This window comes from Paraburkholderia ultramafica (genome assembly GCF_902859915.1).
GTDB classification, from domain to species: Bacteria; Pseudomonadota; Gammaproteobacteria; order Burkholderiales; family Burkholderiaceae; genus Paraburkholderia; species Paraburkholderia ultramafica.
In genome coordinates this window covers 118727-135847 of record NZ_CADIKK010000020.1, presented here as the reverse complement: position 1 = coordinate 135847, position 17121 = coordinate 118727, and the positions used below count along the sequence as shown (strand labels likewise).

Sequence of the window (17121 nt, the reverse complement as noted above, 5' to 3'; positions counted from 1 at the left end):
CAGTTCGCGGCACAGCACCAGACCGTCTTCGCCCGGCATCATCAGATCCAGCACGATCAGATCGGGCGCGCCCTGATCCAGCACGGCGCGCATCTGACGCCCGTTGGCCGCCAGCGAAACGCGCATGCCGTTCTTCTCGAAGTAGCTGGCAAGCAATTCGCGGATCCCGCGGTCGTCGTCGACGATCAGTACGTGGTCAGTGGTTTCCATCAGTGCGTCTTCTCTCCTGGCGTTTCACCCGCACCCGGTTCGTATGAAGCAGCGAATCACGCACCGGATGCACCGTTGTTCTGGCTATGCCTGCTTTATAGCTTCACTCGTATGGCGAATTGTGTCGCAGTGTATCCCGGCCGGCCGTGGACACAAAACATTGCACCTGCGCGGCATCGCCGACATAAGTCAGATACGTGCGGACGTTCCAATACGGCCATACCAGCCAACGGAATGTCCATCATGCACAGTACCTTTGAAACGCCGCTCGCCTTGCTGGCCGGGCTGCTCACCATTGCGTCCCCCTGCATCCTGCCGGTGATGCCGATTCTGCTCGGCACCTCGGTCGAGCGGCCGAGCCGCGTGCGTCCGCTATTCATTGTCGCAGGCTTCATTCTGACTTTCGCCTCCTTTGCGATGCTGCTGGGCGCGGTGTCCAGCACCGTGCATGTCGCGCAGCAAGCACTGCGCAATACCGGCATCGCGTTGCTCGCGCTGTCGGGCCTGCTGCGGCTGTGGCCGCGTCCTTACGAGTGGCTCGTTGCGCGATTGCAGGCGCCGCTGGAACGCATCGGCGCCGCGATTGCGCCGGGCGTGCAGCCCGGCAGCGGCAACGCGGGCGGCTTCATGCTCGGCATGTCGCTCGGCGCGGTCTGGACACCCTGCGCCGGGCCCGTGCTGGCTTCGATCCTGGTGCTGGTGGTCAAGGCACAGGACCTCGGATGGTCGGCGCTCCTGCTCACCTTGTATGCGATCGGCGCGGCCATTCCGATGCTGGCGATCATCTACGGCGGACATTACGTGACCCAACGCGTACGCGTGGTGGCGCGCCACGCCCAACTCCTGCAACAGGTGTTCGGCGTACTGGTGATGCTGACCGCACTCGCGATCTATCTGCAATACGACGTTCTGGTCTATGCCCGGATCGCCGCGCTTTTCCCCTCTTTTAAAGGACTCTGACATGCTCTCCCAACTGAAGACACTCGCTGTCGCCGCCACCTTCGCCGTCACGGCCGCCACCGGTACTGCCGCACTCGCCGCGCCGTTGAAGAACGGTCCACCTGCGCCGGAATTCACCGGCATTACGAAATGGCTCAACAGCGATCCGATCACGCTGCAGCAATTGCGGGGCAAGGTGGTGCTGGTCGATTTCTGGACCTACACCTGTATCAACTGCATCAACACGCTGCCGTACGTGAAAAGCTGGAACCAGAAATACAAGGATCAAGGGTTGACGGTGGTCGGCGTCCACACCCCCGAATATCCGTTCGAGCGCGATACCGACAACGTGAAAACCGCGCTCAAGCGCTTCGGCATCACCTACCCGGTCGCGCAGGACAACCAATACGCGACGTGGAGCGCCTATAACAACCAGTACTGGCCGGCGTTCTATCTGATCGACAAGAAAGGCAAGGTTGTCTATACGCACTTCGGTGAAGGCGACTACGCGCAGACGGAAGCGGCGATTCAGGCTCTGCTCGCGCAGAAGGATTAATGCCGTATTCGCGCAGATGTGTTTGGACGGGCCGTGGCGATGCAGCACATCGCTTCGGCCCTCTTTCTGTACAGCCACGTATCCGCTGCTGGTTCGTCGCGGCTTTGTATCGCAATGTATATGTCGGTCGAACTGATACACAGCATTGCAATAGTCCGCTCTCCAGACACAAGCCCGATACCTCAGCCGGTTCTAATGCCTCAACGACGGACGCTGATAGAAATTTCGCCGCAAACCTCAATCCGAATGCGGCGCGACTTTCAGATAAACCGACGGATATTTCCAATTTATCCAGTTCCAGGAGAACGACATGAAAGTATCGATGATCGCATTGGCCTTTGCCGCATTCGCTACGACTGCCTCCGCTCACGCCGTCACTTCGGTCGACGCAAACGCAGCCCAATACAACGCCCAGCAAACGCACCAATGGGATCCCGACCACAACAGCGCAACGGCTAAAACGCGCCAGGACGTTCGTCAGGAACTGGTGCACGCGCAGAAGGACGGTCAGCTCGCGGCCCTTAACAAACTCTACCAGGGAAGCTGAGCGCCGATCTGGCGGACTGCTCTATTCCGGCTAGAGCCACGTGACGCTACCGCTGCGGGGCCATTCGTAAAAGAGCAGTCTGTTTCAACGCATTGTTTCGAGGTTCCATCATGATCAAGCATCTCGTCATCGCAGCGCTCCTCTGCGCAAGCGCAGCAGTTGTATCTCCCGCATTCGCCAGCGGCGGCTACGGCCCCGCGCCGCACTACGACCCGCTCGCGGGCGCACCGGCATCGCAACGCGGCCAAAGTGCCCAAACGGTTCGCGCTGAACAGGTACTGGCCATGGCCAACGCCGACGCGTCGACGCAGTCCTGGGGCGGCGTGCGCGATACGACTTCCCAGTCGGGTGCACGCGCAGTATTGAACGCGCCGCTTTCCGCCTACTCGCATCACTAAATCAGCCAAGCAAGGATATTAATCATGACCCGACTCGAAAAAGTACTGTACACCGGTAAGACCCATACCACCGGCGGCCGCGACGGCGCGTCCCGCAGCTCCGACGGTCGTCTGGACGTCAAACTGTCCCCTCCGGGCAGTCCCGCTGCCGGCACGAATCCGGAGCAGATGCTGGCGGCCGGTTGGTCGGCGTGTTTCATCGGCGCAATGGGCATCGCTGCGAAAAAAATGAAAGTCGCGCTCCCCGCTGACACCGCTGTCGATGCGGAAATCGATCTGGGGACAAACGGCGACGCTTATTTCTTGCAAGCGCGCCTGAACGTCAGCCTGCCTGGTGTCGAACGCGAAGTCGCGCAGAGCCTGGCAGAGATGGCGCACCAAACGTGTCCGTACTCGAAAGCGACACGCGGCAATATCGACGTCGTTATTGCAGTCATCTAGACTGCGTTGCCTCGCGCTATTGCGTGACGCTGACTGAATGGTCACGCGCCCGGCGCAATAGCGCTTTCTCTTCGCAAGACATGCCGGCGCAACTCGACGAGTGCGCCGGCTATTCGATGGGTCACCATCATCGTTGCCAGTCTGAATCGATCCCGCTCATCGTGGAACGGAATTTGATTCCCGGAATACGTCTTGCAACGACCGACGCCGAACGCAATCCGCGCATTGGTGCGGTAACCACCCGGTTCGCATGGCTCTGGCCGAACACCTGAAAGGATCCGCTATAGTCACCGTGACATTGCCGTCGGCTTAGGTCACACGCCCTACTCCCAACCGTTCCAGGAGAACACGCAGATGGACGCCGCACAGCGAGGGACGGAAGCATCCCTACGCACTGATCCCGACTTCTTTCGACTGCTGTCGACTAGCTACTCGCGCCTGCTCGACAAGCCACTCGTGCCTCAACACGTGCCAATCGAAGACGCGCCACGCTGGCTCTACGAGAGCGCGCCGTTCGGTCTGCTCGCGCACAATACGGACGCGGACCCGGTCTTTGTGTATGGCAACCTGATGGCGCAGAAGTTGTTCGAATACGCTTGGGACGAGCTGACAACGCTGCCTTCGCGACTGTCGGCGGAAGCGACCGATCGCGACGAGCGTCAAGCCTTCCTGGAACAGGTGGAACGCGATGGCTTTGTCGCCGCGTACCGTGGCATGCGTGTGACAAAGTCGGGCAAGCGTTTCTGGATCGACAACGTGGTGGTCTGGCAATTGCGCAACGACGCGGGCGCGCATTGTGGGCAGGCGGCGCTTATTCCTTCGACTTCCGGATAAAGGCTTCAGATGGCGAACTGGCGTCGTGCCGTATCAACAGCACGACGCCAGTCCTTCATTCGAGTTGGACCGCTGATCTCAACGGCCATTACCGAATGATTCGGGCTGTGCCGATCTTCGCCGCGAATGGCGCGATCAGCCGGCTGGCAGCTTACGGCTTGGCGTAAATCGAACCCAGGCCGATCACGTCCGGTTGGGCGTCACGCGAGCCCGACGCCGAGGTGCCGGAGCACGGCCTGTATCGCGAGGTTTCTCCACACATCAGTTGCGCGTACAGTGGCATGAATGCGCTTGCCAGGTGTTGTTGATTCAACCGGGCGTCACCGTCCACTGACTTGCTGGAACCTCACTACACGATGAACTTCACAGACTTCTCCTCGCCCGCCTTTTTTGCCGATCCTTACCCGCTATATGAGCAAGTGCGTCAGGCAGGTTCCTTACTTCCCGTTGGCCCTAACGCGCGCGTCACCGGCCGCTTTGAGATCATCGACGCATTGCTGCGCGACCGGCGCATGGGCAAGACGTATCTGCAAAGCGTGCGAGCGCGCTAGGGCGACAATGCAGTTCAGCAACCCGTTTTTCAGGCGTTGAGCCGCACTTTCCTGATGATGAACCCGCCTTCGCATACGCGACTGAGAGCGCTTCTGATGAAGGCCTTCAACGCAAGGCAGATCGGCAAACTGCGGGAGATCGTGGAGGCGACGGCGGGCGAGCTTGTCGAGCGCATCGGCACAAAAACCGAATTCGATCTGATCAGTGAATTTGCATTGCCGCTGCCCATCGAAATCATTTGTCGTCTGCTGGATATTCCGTCCGCGCATGGCACCGAACTCGGCGTCGCGGCGAGCTGTCTCGTCTCGGCGTTCGATCTCGAGCCGCTGGACGAACGCATGCTCGGCGAAGCAAACGACGCGGCGTTGACACTCGATCGGTATTTCAGGAAGGTGATCGAGCAACGGCGCATCACTCCGGGCGACGACCTCATTTCCGCGCTTGTCGGCGTCGATGACGACGGCGCGACGCTGAGCGACGACGAGATCGTCTCGAACTCGATCTTGCTGTTTATGGCCGGCCACGAGACTACGTCGAACATGATCGGCAATGCGATGGTGGCACTTTTCCGTCAACCGGCTCGCCTCGACCAGTTGAAACACGACCCCGCCTTGATCCCGCAGGCCGTCGGGGAGTGCATGCGCTATGACGGCTCGGTGCAGATGGTCGTACGCACGGCGCTCGAGGAAGTAGTCATCGATGACATGACCCTTACGCCCGGAACAATCGTGTTCATGTTGATCGGCGCGGCCAATCGCGATCCGGCCGTGTTCCCGAATCCGGATCAGCTCGATTTCAATCGTGGCAGCGGCGCGCCGTCATTGTCGTTCGGCGGCGGCATTCACTATTGCCTTGGCGCACGGCTTGCGCTGCTCGAAATGGAAGCGGCATTCGGCTGTCTGCTTGCGCGGTTCCCGGATATGCGGCCTGTCAATCTCGATCAACTGGTTTGGCACAGACGCAATAATCTGCGAGGCGTGCAGTCGCTGAAGATTGCGATAGCCGCGAACTAGTATGTGAAGTCAACCGCACTGGCAAGGAGAGCCCGATGTCCACGCTTTATTCCTATCGCGCCCCGCGCTCGTTCGTCATTGCGAGGCCATTCATGAGCGGATCGCGGCGAAAAAAACGCAACGTCCCCGCGCAGTCCCACGCTTTCGGGTACATCCGCAAAGATGTTGCGTCCGCGAGAGTGACGTCGGAACACTGCCTCACATCTCACCGCAACGGCTTCTGGCAAGCGGCCAACACCGCGCCGGCCGCGAGTAGCAACGCGGAATAAACCAGTCCGCGCGCCAGACCGGCTCCATCCGACACCCAGCCGATCACCATCGGCCCGACGATCTGCCCAAACGCGAACACGATCGTGAAAGCGCTGATGCCTTTGGCCCAGTGACTCACAGGCAGATTGTGGCGCACGAATGCCGTGGTCGACGCGACAGCCGACAGAAACGTCGCCCCGAACAGCGTCCCGGACAAGAACGCCACCCACGGCTGCGTGAACAGCGCGGGCAGCAGCGTCGCCACGGCGAGCAATGCGTTGAGCACCGCGAGCGCCTGGCCGCCGCGCATGCGATCGAGCAGTCCGGACCACACGCGCGCCGACGCCACCGTCGCCACTCCGAGCAGCAGATAGAAGCCCGTCACGACCGTGGCGCTCATGCCCGCATTGCGCAGCAGCGCAACGATGAACGTCATGTAGCCGATATAGCCGACGCCGAACAATCCGTAGCCCGTCAGCGCGGCGCTGAAACGCGGCCAACGCGGCGCATCGGCCGCGCCGGGCGCGCGTGCAGCCGATGCCGCGCTCACATGCACGCTTTCGATCCTGCGCGCCGCGCCGATCGCCACCGCGGCGAATGCGGCGCACGCGGCCGCCAGCGCAAACCATGCGAATTGCCAGCCGTGCGCGACGTTGAAGATAGTCAACGGCACCAGTACCGACGACGCCACGATGCCCCAGCCCGTGCCGCCGTAATACAGGCCGAGGACGAGCCCCGCGTCGTACGGCCTCGCCGACGCCAGCCGCGCGGCCAGCACGCCGCCGCTAATGAAGATCGCCGCGCTGCTCGCGCCGGTGATCACGCGCAACGCGAGCAGCGAATCCGTGTCGGCGAGCAGTCCGCTGCCGGCCATCAGCAGCGCGGTGGCCGCACAACCGCCGCCGAACAACGCGCCGGCCGACCAGCGCCGCGCGAGTCGCGGGAAAGCCAGCGCGCCGAGCAGATAGCCGAGCGCGTTGGCAGTGTTCATCGCGCCGGCTTGAGCGAAGCTCCAGCCAAGGTCGAGTTTCATCGACGGCAACAGCAGCGCGTACGCGAAGCGCGCGAGCCCCAGCGCGATCGCGCTGCCTAGCGACAACGCGGCGGCGAGCATCAAGGTGGGCAGGCGTTGCGCCGCTTCAGTGGATGTGGGGGTCGGTGCGGTGTCGAGCGAGGTAGGCGACATGGGCTAGCGTAAGTGGGCAAGAATCCTGCGGGACGGTTGGGGCAGTCAGGCCGGATGGGGCAATCGCCATCATATCTGGGGACGCCCTGGCGTGACAGACCGTTAGTTGCGTTTATTAGCGGTCTGGCGGCATGCCGCGCCCACCGCCGCGCATCTACAATCAAACGCTAGTCGAAACTATTCGATCCTCAGACCCGCTTCACGTCTTTCGGCACTTCGCACAGCACGTAGCCGACGTAGAAGACCGCCGCGCCGAGACCGTACATCGCGTCGCTGAAGCCGAGGTCGTGCTTCATCTGCAATTGCGCGAAGCCGATATTGATGCGATCGAGAAACGACACCACGTAGCAGAGAAACAGAAACGGAATGATCCGTAGCGTGACCTTGCGATACAGCTGGTCGTCGTGCGCGGCAGCGGCTGCGCCCCGCTCCAGCGCGGGGGCGAAAGATTGGCTCATCGATTATCTCCAAACGTGAGGGTCCAACGGACCCGTTAGGTCCGGCGTCTTGATGCGCCGCCTGGTTGTCTTCTGCTGAATCGGCATGCGCGTTCTATGACGCGTCGGTGTTCCGCGCCGGCCCATCGGTCGCGCCTTCGCGCGCATGCTGCATCGCTTCGATCAGCGTCGCGTGATCGCCGATATGGTTGGCGAGCAGCAGGATCAGTTGCGCATTGGCCGACTGGCTCTGCGCATCGTCCAGATCGCGATGCATGTCGATCAGTGCCTCGTAGAAATCGTCGGGGCGGTCGAGATTCGGTTGCGTGTTCAGTGCCATGTCTGTCTCCTGCTATTTTTTGCCAATGCGCTGCGCGTGCCGCATCGGCCCTTACCTGATTTTCAGGCCGTGCCTTCGATGCACAGCGCACGCTTTAACGCATGCTCGACAGCGCTCGCATCGAGTTGCCGCCAACGCGCACACACATGCTGGTCCGGCCGCACCAGGTAGAACGTGCCGTGTGCGGCGTCGTAGCGCGCGCTCGCCAGGCCTTCGGTGTCGTGGACCACTCGCATGTCGGCGAGTGACGCGGCTTGCGCTTCGCCACGCGTCACCACGACGAGCTTCAACGGAATCGGCCCAGTACGCAGCGCATCCAGCGCAGCCTGCGTCGCCTGATCGATACCTTGCTCGCCGCAGAACAACACGCCGGTAAATTGCTGGCCAAGTTGCGGCAGCAGCCACGCCGGTTGACCGGCCACCTGCACCGGCGCATCGACGCACGACGCGCCGGGCACCATCGCGCCGTCGAAGCGGTCACGGTCCGCTGTATTCAGCGGGGAATCGCGCAACACCGCCGGCACCGACAGTCGCCCGCTATTCGTCAACTGACGCGCGAACGGATGATGCCGCGACAGCTTCAGCACGGCATCGCGAAAGACCCGGCTCACGGGACTTTTCGGCGTAATGAAATCGGTGGAGCGGGTGGAGTTTCGGATGTTTTCGTCGGCGGCGAATTCGCGTTCGCTTGCATACGTGTCGAGCAACGCGTCGGACGCTTTGCCTTCGAGCACCATCACCAGTTTCCACGCGAGGTTTTCCGCGTCCTGCACGCCGCTATTCGCACCGCGCGCGCCGAACGGCGACACGCCATGCGCGGAGTCGCCCGCGAACAGCACGTTGCCGTGCCGGAAGCGCTCCATCCGCAAACACGAAAACGTATAGACGCTGACCCATTCCAGCTCGAACTTCGCGTCCGCGCCAAGCAGCGCGCGCACTCGCGGAATCACGCGCTCCGGCGTTTTTTCCAGCACGGGATCCGCGTCCCATCCCAACTGGAAATCGATCCGCCACACGTTGTCCGGCTGACGATGCAGCAACACCGATTGATGCGGATGAAACGGCGGATCGAACCAGAACCAGCGCTCGGTCGGAAACTCCGCTTCCATCTTGACGTCGGCGATCAGGAAGCGATCTTTGAACGTCACGCCCTTGCTGTCGAGTCCCATCAGATTGCGCATCGGACTGCGCGAGCCGTCGGCGGCGACCACATAACGGCCGCGTAACGGATACTGCCCGTTGGGCGTGTCGACCGTCAGCGTCACGCCGGCCTCGCAAGTGCCGGGCGTGCCGTTCTGCTGCACGCCGACCACCTTGCTTTTCCAGCGGATCTCGAGATTCGGCAGCTCCTGCGCACGTTCGAGCAGGAAGCCTTCGACGTAGTACTGCTGCAGGTTGATGAACGCGGGCCGGTGGTGGCCCGCTTCCGGTTGCAGATTGAACGTGTACACCAGTTCGTCTTTCAGGAACACCTTGCCGACATTCCAGCTGATGCCCTTGTCCACCATGCGTTGGCCGCAGCCAAGGCGGTCGAAAATATCGAGCGAGCGCTTCGAAAAACAGATTGCCCGCGAACCCGTGGACAACGAACAATCGTCGTCGACCAGCACGACCGGCACGCCCTGCTGCGCAACATCGATCGCGGTGGCGAGGCCCACCGGCCCTGCGCCGACCACGATCACCGGATAGACCGCCTGCGCGTCGCCGCGCTGCCCGCTCTGTTCACGGCACGGCTGGTAGTCGAACGACAGCGTCTGGTAGTTGATGCTCATCTTGTGTCTCCATCCATCTCTGCTCGACGTCGCTATGTTCTGTTCTTGTCAGGCTTGCAGCGCGTCCCACATTTCCTTGTCGCGTTGCGCGGTCCAGATGCGCGGATGCGTGATGCCGCTCGCTTCGTCGAAAGCACGCGAGACGTCGAACGGCAAGCAATGCTCGTAGATGAACACGTGGCCGAACTTGGGGTCCATTGCCTTGCGCGTGTGCGCCATCGCGGCCTTCAGATCGAGCTTCTGCTCGACGGCTTCACGGCCCTGTTGCAGCAGCGTGGTGACGAAGTCTTTCGTGTAATCGAGACCCTTGTTGACGTCTTCCGGCGTGGTCAACGCGGGGCCGCGGCCCGGCACCAGCTTGTCGGCCTGCAGCGCGCGCAATGCTTCGAGCGTGGCCGGCCATTGTTCGAGCTGCGCGTCGCCGCAATAGCAGGCCGCGTCGTATTCGACCAGGTCGCCCGAGAACAGCACCTTCTGCGACGGCAGCCACACCACCGTGTCGCCCTTCGTGTGACCCGCGCCCAGATGCGCGATGCGCACTTCGAGCTTGCCGAGGAACAGCGTGATTTCCTTTTCGAACACGAGCGTCGGCCACGTCAGGCCTGGCACCGTTTCGACGCCGGCGAACAGACGCGGGAAGCGTTCGATCTCCGACTTCATGTCCGCTTCGCCGCGCTCGACGATCATCTCGTAGGTGCCGCGGCTCGCGATCACCTGCTGCGCGCCTTCCGCGAAATACGCCGAGGCGCCGAGCACGCGCACCGCGTGATAGTGCGACAGCACGACGTATTTGATCGGCTTGTCGGTGACGCTGCGAATCCTGGCGATGAGGTCTTGCGCCATGGCCGGCGTCGCGGTGGTGTCGACGATCAGCACGCCGTCGTCGCCGATGATCACGCCCGAGTTCGGATCGCCCTCGGCGGTGTACGCGTAGGCGTTGTCGGACAGCTTGGTCCACGTGACTTTCTTGACTTCCAGGTCGGCCTGGGATGCGAATGCCTTTGCCATGCTTGTCTCCCTCAAAAGTTGGACGTGAGGCGAGACGGCCGGCCGCGCATGTGCGCCAGGCTGACGGTATTGGAGGATTGTCTCGCCCCGTTTTGACTCTGTAACTGCGCCGGTGTGTCGGGGTGAATACATCTTATGGCCCTGCCAGTTTATTTGTCAATAGCGAAATGTATCGCTATACGCAAATTAATGAACGCCGAAGATGAAAGCGAGATGGCGCGGGCATTCGGTTAACATGGACCCTTTTTACGGACGAGCGCGGGTGTGAGCAAAGCAGCGAAATCGGCCACGGGCAAAGGCACGCGCGGCGACGAGACGGCGGACGGCGGCAAGACCCAGCGCGGCATTCAGAGCGTCGAAGTGGGCGGCCGCGTGTTGCTGGCGCTCGCCCAGGCGCGCGCGCCGCTGGCGTTGTCCGATCTCGCCAGCGCCGCGCAGATCGCACCGGGGCAGGCGCATGCTTATCTGGTGAGCCTGAGCCGCCTGGGTCTGATCAAGCGCGACGAACTGTCGGGCCGTTATGAGCCGGGGCCGCTCTCGTTGCGGCTCGGTTTGCTGCACCTCGAAAACCAGCCGGCGTTTCGCGCCGCCGTGCCGCGCGTCGCGGCGCTGGCCGAAGCGATCGGGTTCAGCGTCGCGATCTGTATTGCCGGGCCGCAGGGGCCGACGATCGTCCGCTATGAACACGCGGGGTTTCCGCTGCATGTCAATTTGCATGTGGGGACGGTGATGTCGCTGCCGGCCACATCGACGGGACGCGTGTTTTGCGCTTTTCTGCCGCGCGAGGCGCTGGCCGCGATGTGGGCGAATCAGTCCGGCGCGGCGAATAGCGCGATGACGCCGCCTGACGCAAGCTCCGCCTTCGCAACCGCGTTAAACGGGATTCGTGCGCGCGGCCTGGAGTCCAGCGTGGACGTGCCGAGTCCGGGCATCAGCAGTTTGAGCGCGCCGGTGCTGGATAGCGACGGGCGTTTGTCGCTCGCGTTGACGGTGATCGGCTCGACCGGCGCGATCGACGTCGCCGCCGACGGTTCGATCGCTCGCGCGCTGCTTGCCGTGGCCCACGACATCGGCGCCGAACTGGCGGCCGCGTCTTCCCTGACAGCTTCTTCCGCATCATGACCGATCCTCTCGACCTCTCTCCTTCCCATGCCGCCGCCGATGCGAAACCGCAGCGCGGCATCCAGTCGCTCGATAGCACCGGTGAGTTGCTGACGGCGCTGGTCGCCGCGGCGCGGCCGTTGAGCTTGCGCGATCTGGCGGCCGCCGCAGGCATGCCGCCGGCCAAGGCGTTTCCGCATCTGGTGAGTCTGCTGAAAATCGGCCTGCTCAATCGCGACGCGTCGGGTTGCTTCGAAGCCGGGCCGCTCGCGCTGGAGTTGGGTTTGATCGGCTTGCAGCGCTTGTCGCCGACCCGCGAAGCGGAGCCTGAAGTGGTCGAATTGGCGGCGTCGACGGGGATGAGCGTCGCGATGGCGGTGCTCGGGCCGCTCGGGCCAACCGTCGTGCGTCTGGAGGAATCGGCGCGGCCGCTGCATGTGAGCTTGCGGGTCGGTACGGTGATGTCGCTGGTGAATACGGCGATTGGCCGGGTGTTCGCGGCGTACGTCGCGGATGATGTGCGCGTGGGTCTGCTGGCGCAGGATCATCTGCGGCTGGCGGGGGTGGGGGCGGCGCAGGTTTTGGCGGGGGAAACGGCGTCGGCGGCAGAAGATAAGACAGCAGGCTTTGCAAGCGGCGACGAATTGGCGGCGGCGCCTGCGTCTCCGACTCAAGCCTACACGCAACGCCTCGCGCAAATTCGCGCGGACGGCATCGATACGGCGTTGAGCCGGCCCGTGCCCGGCATTGATACTCTGGCTGCGCCGGTGCTCGACCATACCGGCAGCATCTGCCTCGTGCTCGCGTTGATGGGACCGGGCGGCAGCTTCGATAGTGACCCGGCGGGCAAACCAGCGCAGACGTTGCGCGCGGCGACGTTGAGGTTGTCGCGCAGATTCGGGTGGATCGCGGCGACGTGCGGCGAGGCAAGCGACCTTTAGCAGACTACCGCGCAACCCTCGCGCGACGCTTCCCGGCGGATCATTCCGCCGTCCCCTCCGGCTCATGCGACGCCAACCTCGCCTTCGCATGCCGCATCTTTTCGAGCGTCTTGGGACCGGCTTTAAGCGCGACACCAATCGCGAGCGCATCCATGATGCACAGATGCACGAGCCGCGACACACCCGGTGTATTCGGATCGACGGGACTCGGCACGCGCAGCAGCAGCGGAATATCGACAAGCCAGGCAAGCCGTGACCCGACATTGGTCAACGCAATCGTGGTCGCGCCACGCTCCTTCGCGATCTGAATGCTTTCATTCACTTCGACGCTGCGCCCCGAATGCGAAATCGCAAACGCCACATCGCCCGGTTCCATCAGACCGGCGTAAAGCCGCTGTAGATGACCATCGGTAAACGCGCTCGCCGCAATATCGATCCGCAGAAATCGCAACGCCGCATCTTGCGCGACCAGCCCCGACCCGGACCCCACGCCGAAGAAAAACACCCGCCCCGCGCTCGACAACGCCGCAATCGCACTCTCGACCACCGCCGGGTCGAGCGCGCCGCGCGCATGCGTAATACCGTCGATCGCCGCCTCGCCGACCTTGTCCATCAAGGTCTGCATATCGTCGTCACGCGCCACCGCCGTCGACGCATACGGCATACCGCCCGCCACGCTCTGCGCCAACTGCATCTTGAAGTCGCGCAGCCCGTGCGCGCCGATCGCACGGCAAAAACGCGTGACGGAAGGCTCGGACACCTCCGCGCGCTGCGCGAGTTCGGTGATGCTCGCGCGCATCGCGAAGTCGACGTCGCTCAACACCATCTCGGCAACCTTGCGCTCGGCGGGCCGCAAACTCGCAAGCGCGCTGCGGATGTGAGGAATCAAGTTCGGTGCGGACACCCAGTGTTCCTTAAGGGTTAAATGAATCCGCGTCGCTCGCAGCCTCAGTCAGCTTGATTCAGCTTGAATCGACCGCGAGCGGCAACACGCGGTTCAGACCAGCCTGCGTCCACTCTCCGTATCGAACAGATGGATATGCTCGGCCGGCAAACGCAGCGTGACGCGCTGACCCGGCTCGACTTTCGAGCGCTGGCGAGTCGTCACGCACCACGAGTCGCCGCCGATTTTTCCGTACAGATGCGTCTCCGCGCCAGTCGGCTCGACCACTTCGACTTCCATCGCGGCGTCCGGCGTTTGTGCCATGGTTTCAATATGTTCCGGCCGCACGCCGAGCGTGGCCTTTGCGCCGACCTTCGCCGTTGCCGGTACGCTCTCCAGCACGATCTCGCTGCCGTCCGCAAGTTTCAACGCGAGACCCTGCCCTTGCGCGCGATTCACGATCACGCCTTCGGCGAAATTCATCGACGGCGAGCCGAGGAAGCTCGCGACGAACAGATTCGCCGGATGATCGTAAAGCTCCAGCGGACGACCGATCTGCTCGATGCGTCCCGCGTTCATCACGACGATCCGGTCGGCCATCGTCATCGCTTCGATCTGATCGTGCGTGACGTAGATCACCGTATTCCTCAGCCGCTGATGCAGCGCCTTGATTTCCGTGCGCATCTGCACGCGCAGCTTGGCGTCGAGATTCGACAGCGGTTCGTCGAACAGGAACAGCGACGGCTCGCGCACCACCGCGCGGCCCATCGCCACGCGTTGCCGTTGACCGCCCGACAACGCGCGTGGCAACCGGTCCAGATAGCCGCCGAGGTTCAGCATCTTCGCGGCAGCTTCGATCCGCGGCTTGAAACTCGCCGAGGATTCCTTACGAATTCGCGGCCCGAACGCAATGTTTTCGTAGACCGACAGATGCGGATAGAGCGCGTAGCTCTGGAACACCATCGAGATATTGCGCTGCTGCGGCGCGAGGCTATTCGCCCGCGTGCCGCCGATCATCAGATCGCCGCCGCTGATCTCTTCGAGTCCGGCCACCATCCGCATCAGCGTGCTCTTGCCGCAGCCCGACGGCCCGACCAGCACGACGAACTCGCCGTCGTCAATGTCGAGATCGATGCCGTGGACCACTTGCGTGTCGCCATAGCGTTTGAAGATGCCGCTCAGTTGCACTGCTGCCATGCTGTCCTCATTGTCTTGCTGCGTTGACCCGGGCTTGCCTCGGCCGGCTGCTGCTCGCGGGCTTCCCGAATTTGCTGGTTGCTGCATCAAGCGGTTCAGAGCGATTCGAGCGTCAGTTCTTCCGCCATCAGACGGTTGCCGGCCATCAGACCGCCGTCGACCGGCAACGCGACGCCGGTGATCACACGCGCCATCGGCGACGCGAGAAACAGCACCGCGTCGGCGATGTCGTCGGGCGTCGCGAAGTCGCGCAACGGGTACCACTTCTTCAGATCCTCGAAGACTTGCGGATTCTTGTCGACGCGCGCCTGCCACGCCTGCGTCTTCACCGTGCCCGGGCAAACGATGTTCGCGCGAATCCCATAGCGGCCCAGTTCGATCGCGAGCGCCTTCGTGTAGCTGATCAGCCCGGCCTTCGCCGCGCTATACGCCGGATGACCGAGCGCGGCGAGACCATTCACCGAGCCGATCAGCACCAACGCGCCGCGCTGCCTTTCGATCATCGACGCACGCACCGCTTCCACTGTGTGATACGTGCCGTTCAGATTCAGATGGATATCGCGCTGCCAGCTCGCGGCGTCGGTCGTGGCGAGCGTCAGACCGAGCGCCGCGCCGGCGTTCGCGACCAGCACGTCGACCGGACCGCGCGTCTTGACCGCATCGGCCACCGCTTGCTGCACCGCGGCAGAATCGCCGAGATCGACGGCGACCGGCGTGACGTGCGCCGCGCCGAGGTGCGCGGTCAACGCGTGCAGCGCGGCCGCATCGATGTCGAGCGCCAGCACCGTATCGCCCTGCTCCACGAAGCGCTTGCACAACACGCTGCCGATGCCGCCGCAAGCGCCCGTTACCAACACCACACGATTCATGTCCGCCTCGCTCCTCAAGCTTGCCGCCAGCGCTGGATTGCCATGTAAATTTCCTACAGATCTGACACTGGCACAGTTGTCTAGCCATCCCGAAGATTGGGTATCCGTGACATCGCGTTATGCAGAATACCCCTGCTTTACAGCATCTTATGCACAAAATCGGCCGAGAAAAAATATCGCAGACCCTACGTGACAAGCTATTTTGCGTCATGTAGGATTTTTTCAAACAAATCAACCCAAAGCGGCCGGCGACGGCAGCAGACCACCCCCACCATCGTTGGATGGGACCGGAGTAAGAGCTTTGCATGGGCCCGGAGTAAGTGCTAAAGCACTAACTCCGGCCGACAGCTAAAGCGCCAACTCCGCTCGACATAGGAGAGAGAGAATGTCGTTGCATGCCCGTGCTTCCCTCGCGCTCGGCAAAGTTGCCGTGGCGCTCGCGTTTGCAGGTATCGCCGTCGCGGCTCACGCCGACACGGTCCGCGTCACCGTCGCCCACTACAGCGATGCGACCGCGCCGTACTTCGAAAAAATGGCCCGCAACTTCGAGAAGGCCAATCCCGGCACGACCATCAAGATCGAAGACGTGAACTGGGACACGCTGCAACAGAAACTGCAGACGGACATTTCCGGTAACGCCAACGCCGACCTCGCGATCGTCGGCACGCGCTGGCTGCTCGACTTCGTGAAGGACGACGTGGCCGAGCCGCTCGACGGCTACATGGACGCGAACTTCAAGGGCCGCTTCATCGGTCCGTTCCTCGCGCCGGGTCAAATCAACGGCAAGACTTACGGCCTGCCGATCGCCGCTTCCGCGCGCGCTCTGTACTACAACAAGGACCTGCTCGCGAAGGTCGGTTACCCCGACGGCCCGAAGACGTGGAACGACGTGATCGACGCGTCGAAGAAACTGAAGGCGCAGGGCATTGCCGGCTTCGGTCTGCAAGGCAAGGAAATCGAAACCGACGTCTACTATTACTACGCGCTGTGGACCAACGGCGGCGACGTGGTCGGCAAGGACGGCAAGGCGGCGTTCAATTCGCCGGCCGGCATCAAGGCGGCCACGCTGTACAAGACGATGATCGACCAGGGTCTGACGCAACCGGGCGTGACCGGCTATAGCCGCGAAGACGTGCAGAACCTGTTCAAGCAGGGCCGCGTCGCGATGATGATTTCGGCGCCGTTCCTCGCCAAGCAGATCAAGAAGGAAGCGCCGAACCTGAAGTACGGCATCGATCCGATTCCGATGGGCACGACGCACGCCACCTATGCCGTCACGGACTCGATCGTGATGTTCAAGAACTCGAAAGTGAAGAAGTCGGCATGGAAGTTCCTCGACTATCTGTTCACGAAGGAACCGCGCGTCGAGTTCACCACGACCGAAGGCTTCCTGCCGACCACCAAGGCCGAGGCAACCGACCCGGCGTTCAACGATCCGGATACCAAGGCGTTCGTCGCGTTGCTGCCGACGGCTCACTTCGCACCGACCGTGACGGGCTGGGAAGACACCGCGAAGGCCGTGACCGATTCGATGCAGTCGGTCTACCTCGGCAAGGCGCAGCCGGCTGACGCGTTGAACACGGCGGCCACGCAAGCGAACAAGTCGCTCGGTCATTGATCGCGTAGTCAGTCCGTAGTGATTTGCTGA

General features: G+C 62.6%; 20 protein-coding genes and 1 pseudogene. 12 read left to right on the top strand and 9 right to left on the bottom strand.

The window, feature by feature from the left end; genetic code table 11:
- A partial coding sequence (locus HV744_RS21820; RefSeq protein ID WP_175151474.1) for a response regulator occupies positions 1–210 on the bottom strand: 210 nt, incomplete at its 3' end.
- Between the two features lie 243 nt (positions 211–453).
- On the opposite strand from HV744_RS21820, the gene HV744_RS21815 reads away from it, so the two are divergent.
- From HV744_RS21815 to HV744_RS21780, 9 genes are all read left to right on the top strand, one after another.
- Complete coding sequence (locus HV744_RS21815; RefSeq protein WP_175151473.1) at positions 454–1170, top strand: cytochrome c biogenesis CcdA family protein; 717 nt, start codon at positions 454–456, stop codon at positions 1168–1170.
- A 1-nt stretch (position 1171) separates the two neighbouring features.
- Positions 1172–1705 carry a thioredoxin family protein gene (locus HV744_RS21810; RefSeq protein WP_175151472.1) on the top strand — a complete coding sequence of 178 codons (534 nt, stop codon included), beginning with the start codon at positions 1172–1174 and terminating at the stop codon, positions 1703–1705.
- A 310-nt stretch (positions 1706–2015) separates the two neighbouring features.
- A complete protein-coding gene (locus HV744_RS21805) occupies positions 2016–2252 on the top strand; it encodes a DUF4148 domain-containing protein (protein WP_175151471.1) in 237 nt (78 codons plus the stop codon).
- Positions 2253–2362: 110 nt separating this feature from the next.
- Complete coding sequence (locus HV744_RS21800) at positions 2363–2650, top strand: hypothetical protein (RefSeq protein ID WP_175151470.1); 288 nt, start codon at positions 2363–2365, stop codon at positions 2648–2650.
- Between the two features lie 24 nt (positions 2651–2674).
- Positions 2675–3091, top strand: coding sequence for an organic hydroperoxide resistance protein (locus HV744_RS21795; RefSeq protein WP_175151469.1), 417 nt, complete (start codon positions 2675–2677; stop codon positions 3089–3091).
- A gap of 23 nt (positions 3092–3114) precedes the next feature.
- A complete protein-coding gene (locus HV744_RS21790) occupies positions 3115–3363 on the top strand; it encodes a hypothetical protein (protein ID WP_175151468.1) in 249 nt (82 codons plus the stop codon).
- 82 nt (positions 3364–3445) lie between these two features.
- Positions 3446–3925 (top strand): MEKHLA domain-containing protein, encoded by a 480-nt coding sequence (locus tag HV744_RS21785; RefSeq protein ID WP_175151467.1) that lies wholly within the window; start codon positions 3446–3448, stop codon positions 3923–3925.
- A gap of 335 nt (positions 3926–4260) precedes the next feature.
- Positions 4261–4476, top strand: coding sequence for a hypothetical protein (locus HV744_RS38290; protein ID WP_343056443.1), 216 nt, complete (start codon positions 4261–4263; stop codon positions 4474–4476).
- A gap of 96 nt (positions 4477–4572) precedes the next feature.
- Positions 4573–5490, top strand: coding sequence for a cytochrome P450 (locus HV744_RS21780; RefSeq protein ID WP_343056442.1), 918 nt, complete (start codon positions 4573–4575; stop codon positions 5488–5490).
- 205 nt (positions 5491–5695) lie between these two features.
- Here the strand turns inward: HV744_RS21780 and HV744_RS21775 are convergent, their stop codons facing one another.
- The 5 genes and pseudogenes from HV744_RS21775 to HV744_RS21755 form a co-directional block, all read right to left on the bottom strand.
- Entirely contained in the window at positions 5696–6925 is a 1230-nt protein-coding gene (locus HV744_RS21775) for a YbfB/YjiJ family MFS transporter (protein ID WP_175151466.1), read from the bottom strand.
- A 200-nt stretch (positions 6926–7125) separates the two neighbouring features.
- Positions 7126–7383, bottom strand: a pseudogene (locus tag HV744_RS21770) (MFS transporter); the annotation flags it as partial.
- Positions 7384–7477: 94 nt separating this feature from the next.
- Positions 7478–7702 carry a DUF2783 domain-containing protein gene (locus tag HV744_RS21765; RefSeq protein ID WP_175151465.1) on the bottom strand — a complete coding sequence of 75 codons (225 nt, stop codon included), beginning with the start codon at positions 7700–7702 and terminating at the stop codon, positions 7478–7480.
- Positions 7703–7764: 62 nt separating this feature from the next.
- The gene (locus HV744_RS21760; RefSeq protein ID WP_175151464.1) at positions 7765–9474 is read right to left on the bottom strand and encodes an FAD-dependent oxidoreductase; all 1710 of its coding nucleotides are present in this window, start codon (positions 9472–9474) and stop codon (positions 7765–7767) included.
- Positions 9475–9522: 48 nt separating this feature from the next.
- Positions 9523–10482 carry an MBL fold metallo-hydrolase gene (locus HV744_RS21755; protein ID WP_175151463.1) on the bottom strand — a complete coding sequence of 320 codons (960 nt, stop codon included), beginning with the start codon at positions 10480–10482 and terminating at the stop codon, positions 9523–9525.
- A gap of 264 nt (positions 10483–10746) precedes the next feature.
- Between HV744_RS21755 and HV744_RS21750 the strand changes: the two genes are divergently transcribed.
- A complete protein-coding gene (locus HV744_RS21750) occupies positions 10747–11604 on the top strand; it encodes an IclR family transcriptional regulator (protein WP_175151462.1) in 858 nt (285 codons plus the stop codon).
- Positions 11601–12524 carry an IclR family transcriptional regulator gene (locus tag HV744_RS21745; RefSeq protein WP_175151461.1) on the top strand — a complete coding sequence of 308 codons (924 nt, stop codon included), beginning with the start codon at positions 11601–11603 and terminating at the stop codon, positions 12522–12524. Before HV744_RS21750 ends, HV744_RS21745 begins: the two co-directional genes overlap by 4 nt.
- 40 nt (positions 12525–12564) lie before the next feature.
- Here HV744_RS21745 and HV744_RS21740 read toward each other — a convergent pair whose 3' ends face one another.
- From HV744_RS21740 to HV744_RS21730, 3 genes are all read right to left on the bottom strand, one after another.
- The gene (locus HV744_RS21740) at positions 12565–13428 is read right to left on the bottom strand and encodes a MurR/RpiR family transcriptional regulator (RefSeq protein WP_175151460.1); all 864 of its coding nucleotides are present in this window, start codon (positions 13426–13428) and stop codon (positions 12565–12567) included.
- Positions 13429–13521: 93 nt separating this feature from the next.
- Positions 13522–14604, bottom strand: a complete 1083-nt coding sequence (locus HV744_RS21735) for an ABC transporter ATP-binding protein (protein ID WP_175151459.1) — start codon at positions 14602–14604, stop codon at positions 13522–13524.
- A 95-nt stretch (positions 14605–14699) separates the two neighbouring features.
- Positions 14700–15473, bottom strand: a complete 774-nt coding sequence (locus tag HV744_RS21730) for an SDR family oxidoreductase (RefSeq protein ID WP_175151458.1) — start codon at positions 15471–15473, stop codon at positions 14700–14702.
- Positions 15474–15858: 385 nt separating this feature from the next.
- On the opposite strand from HV744_RS21730, the gene HV744_RS21725 reads away from it, so the two are divergent.
- Entirely contained in the window at positions 15859–17091 is a 1233-nt protein-coding gene (locus HV744_RS21725) for an ABC transporter substrate-binding protein (protein WP_175151457.1), read from the top strand.
- Positions 17092–17121: the final 30 nt, after the last annotated feature.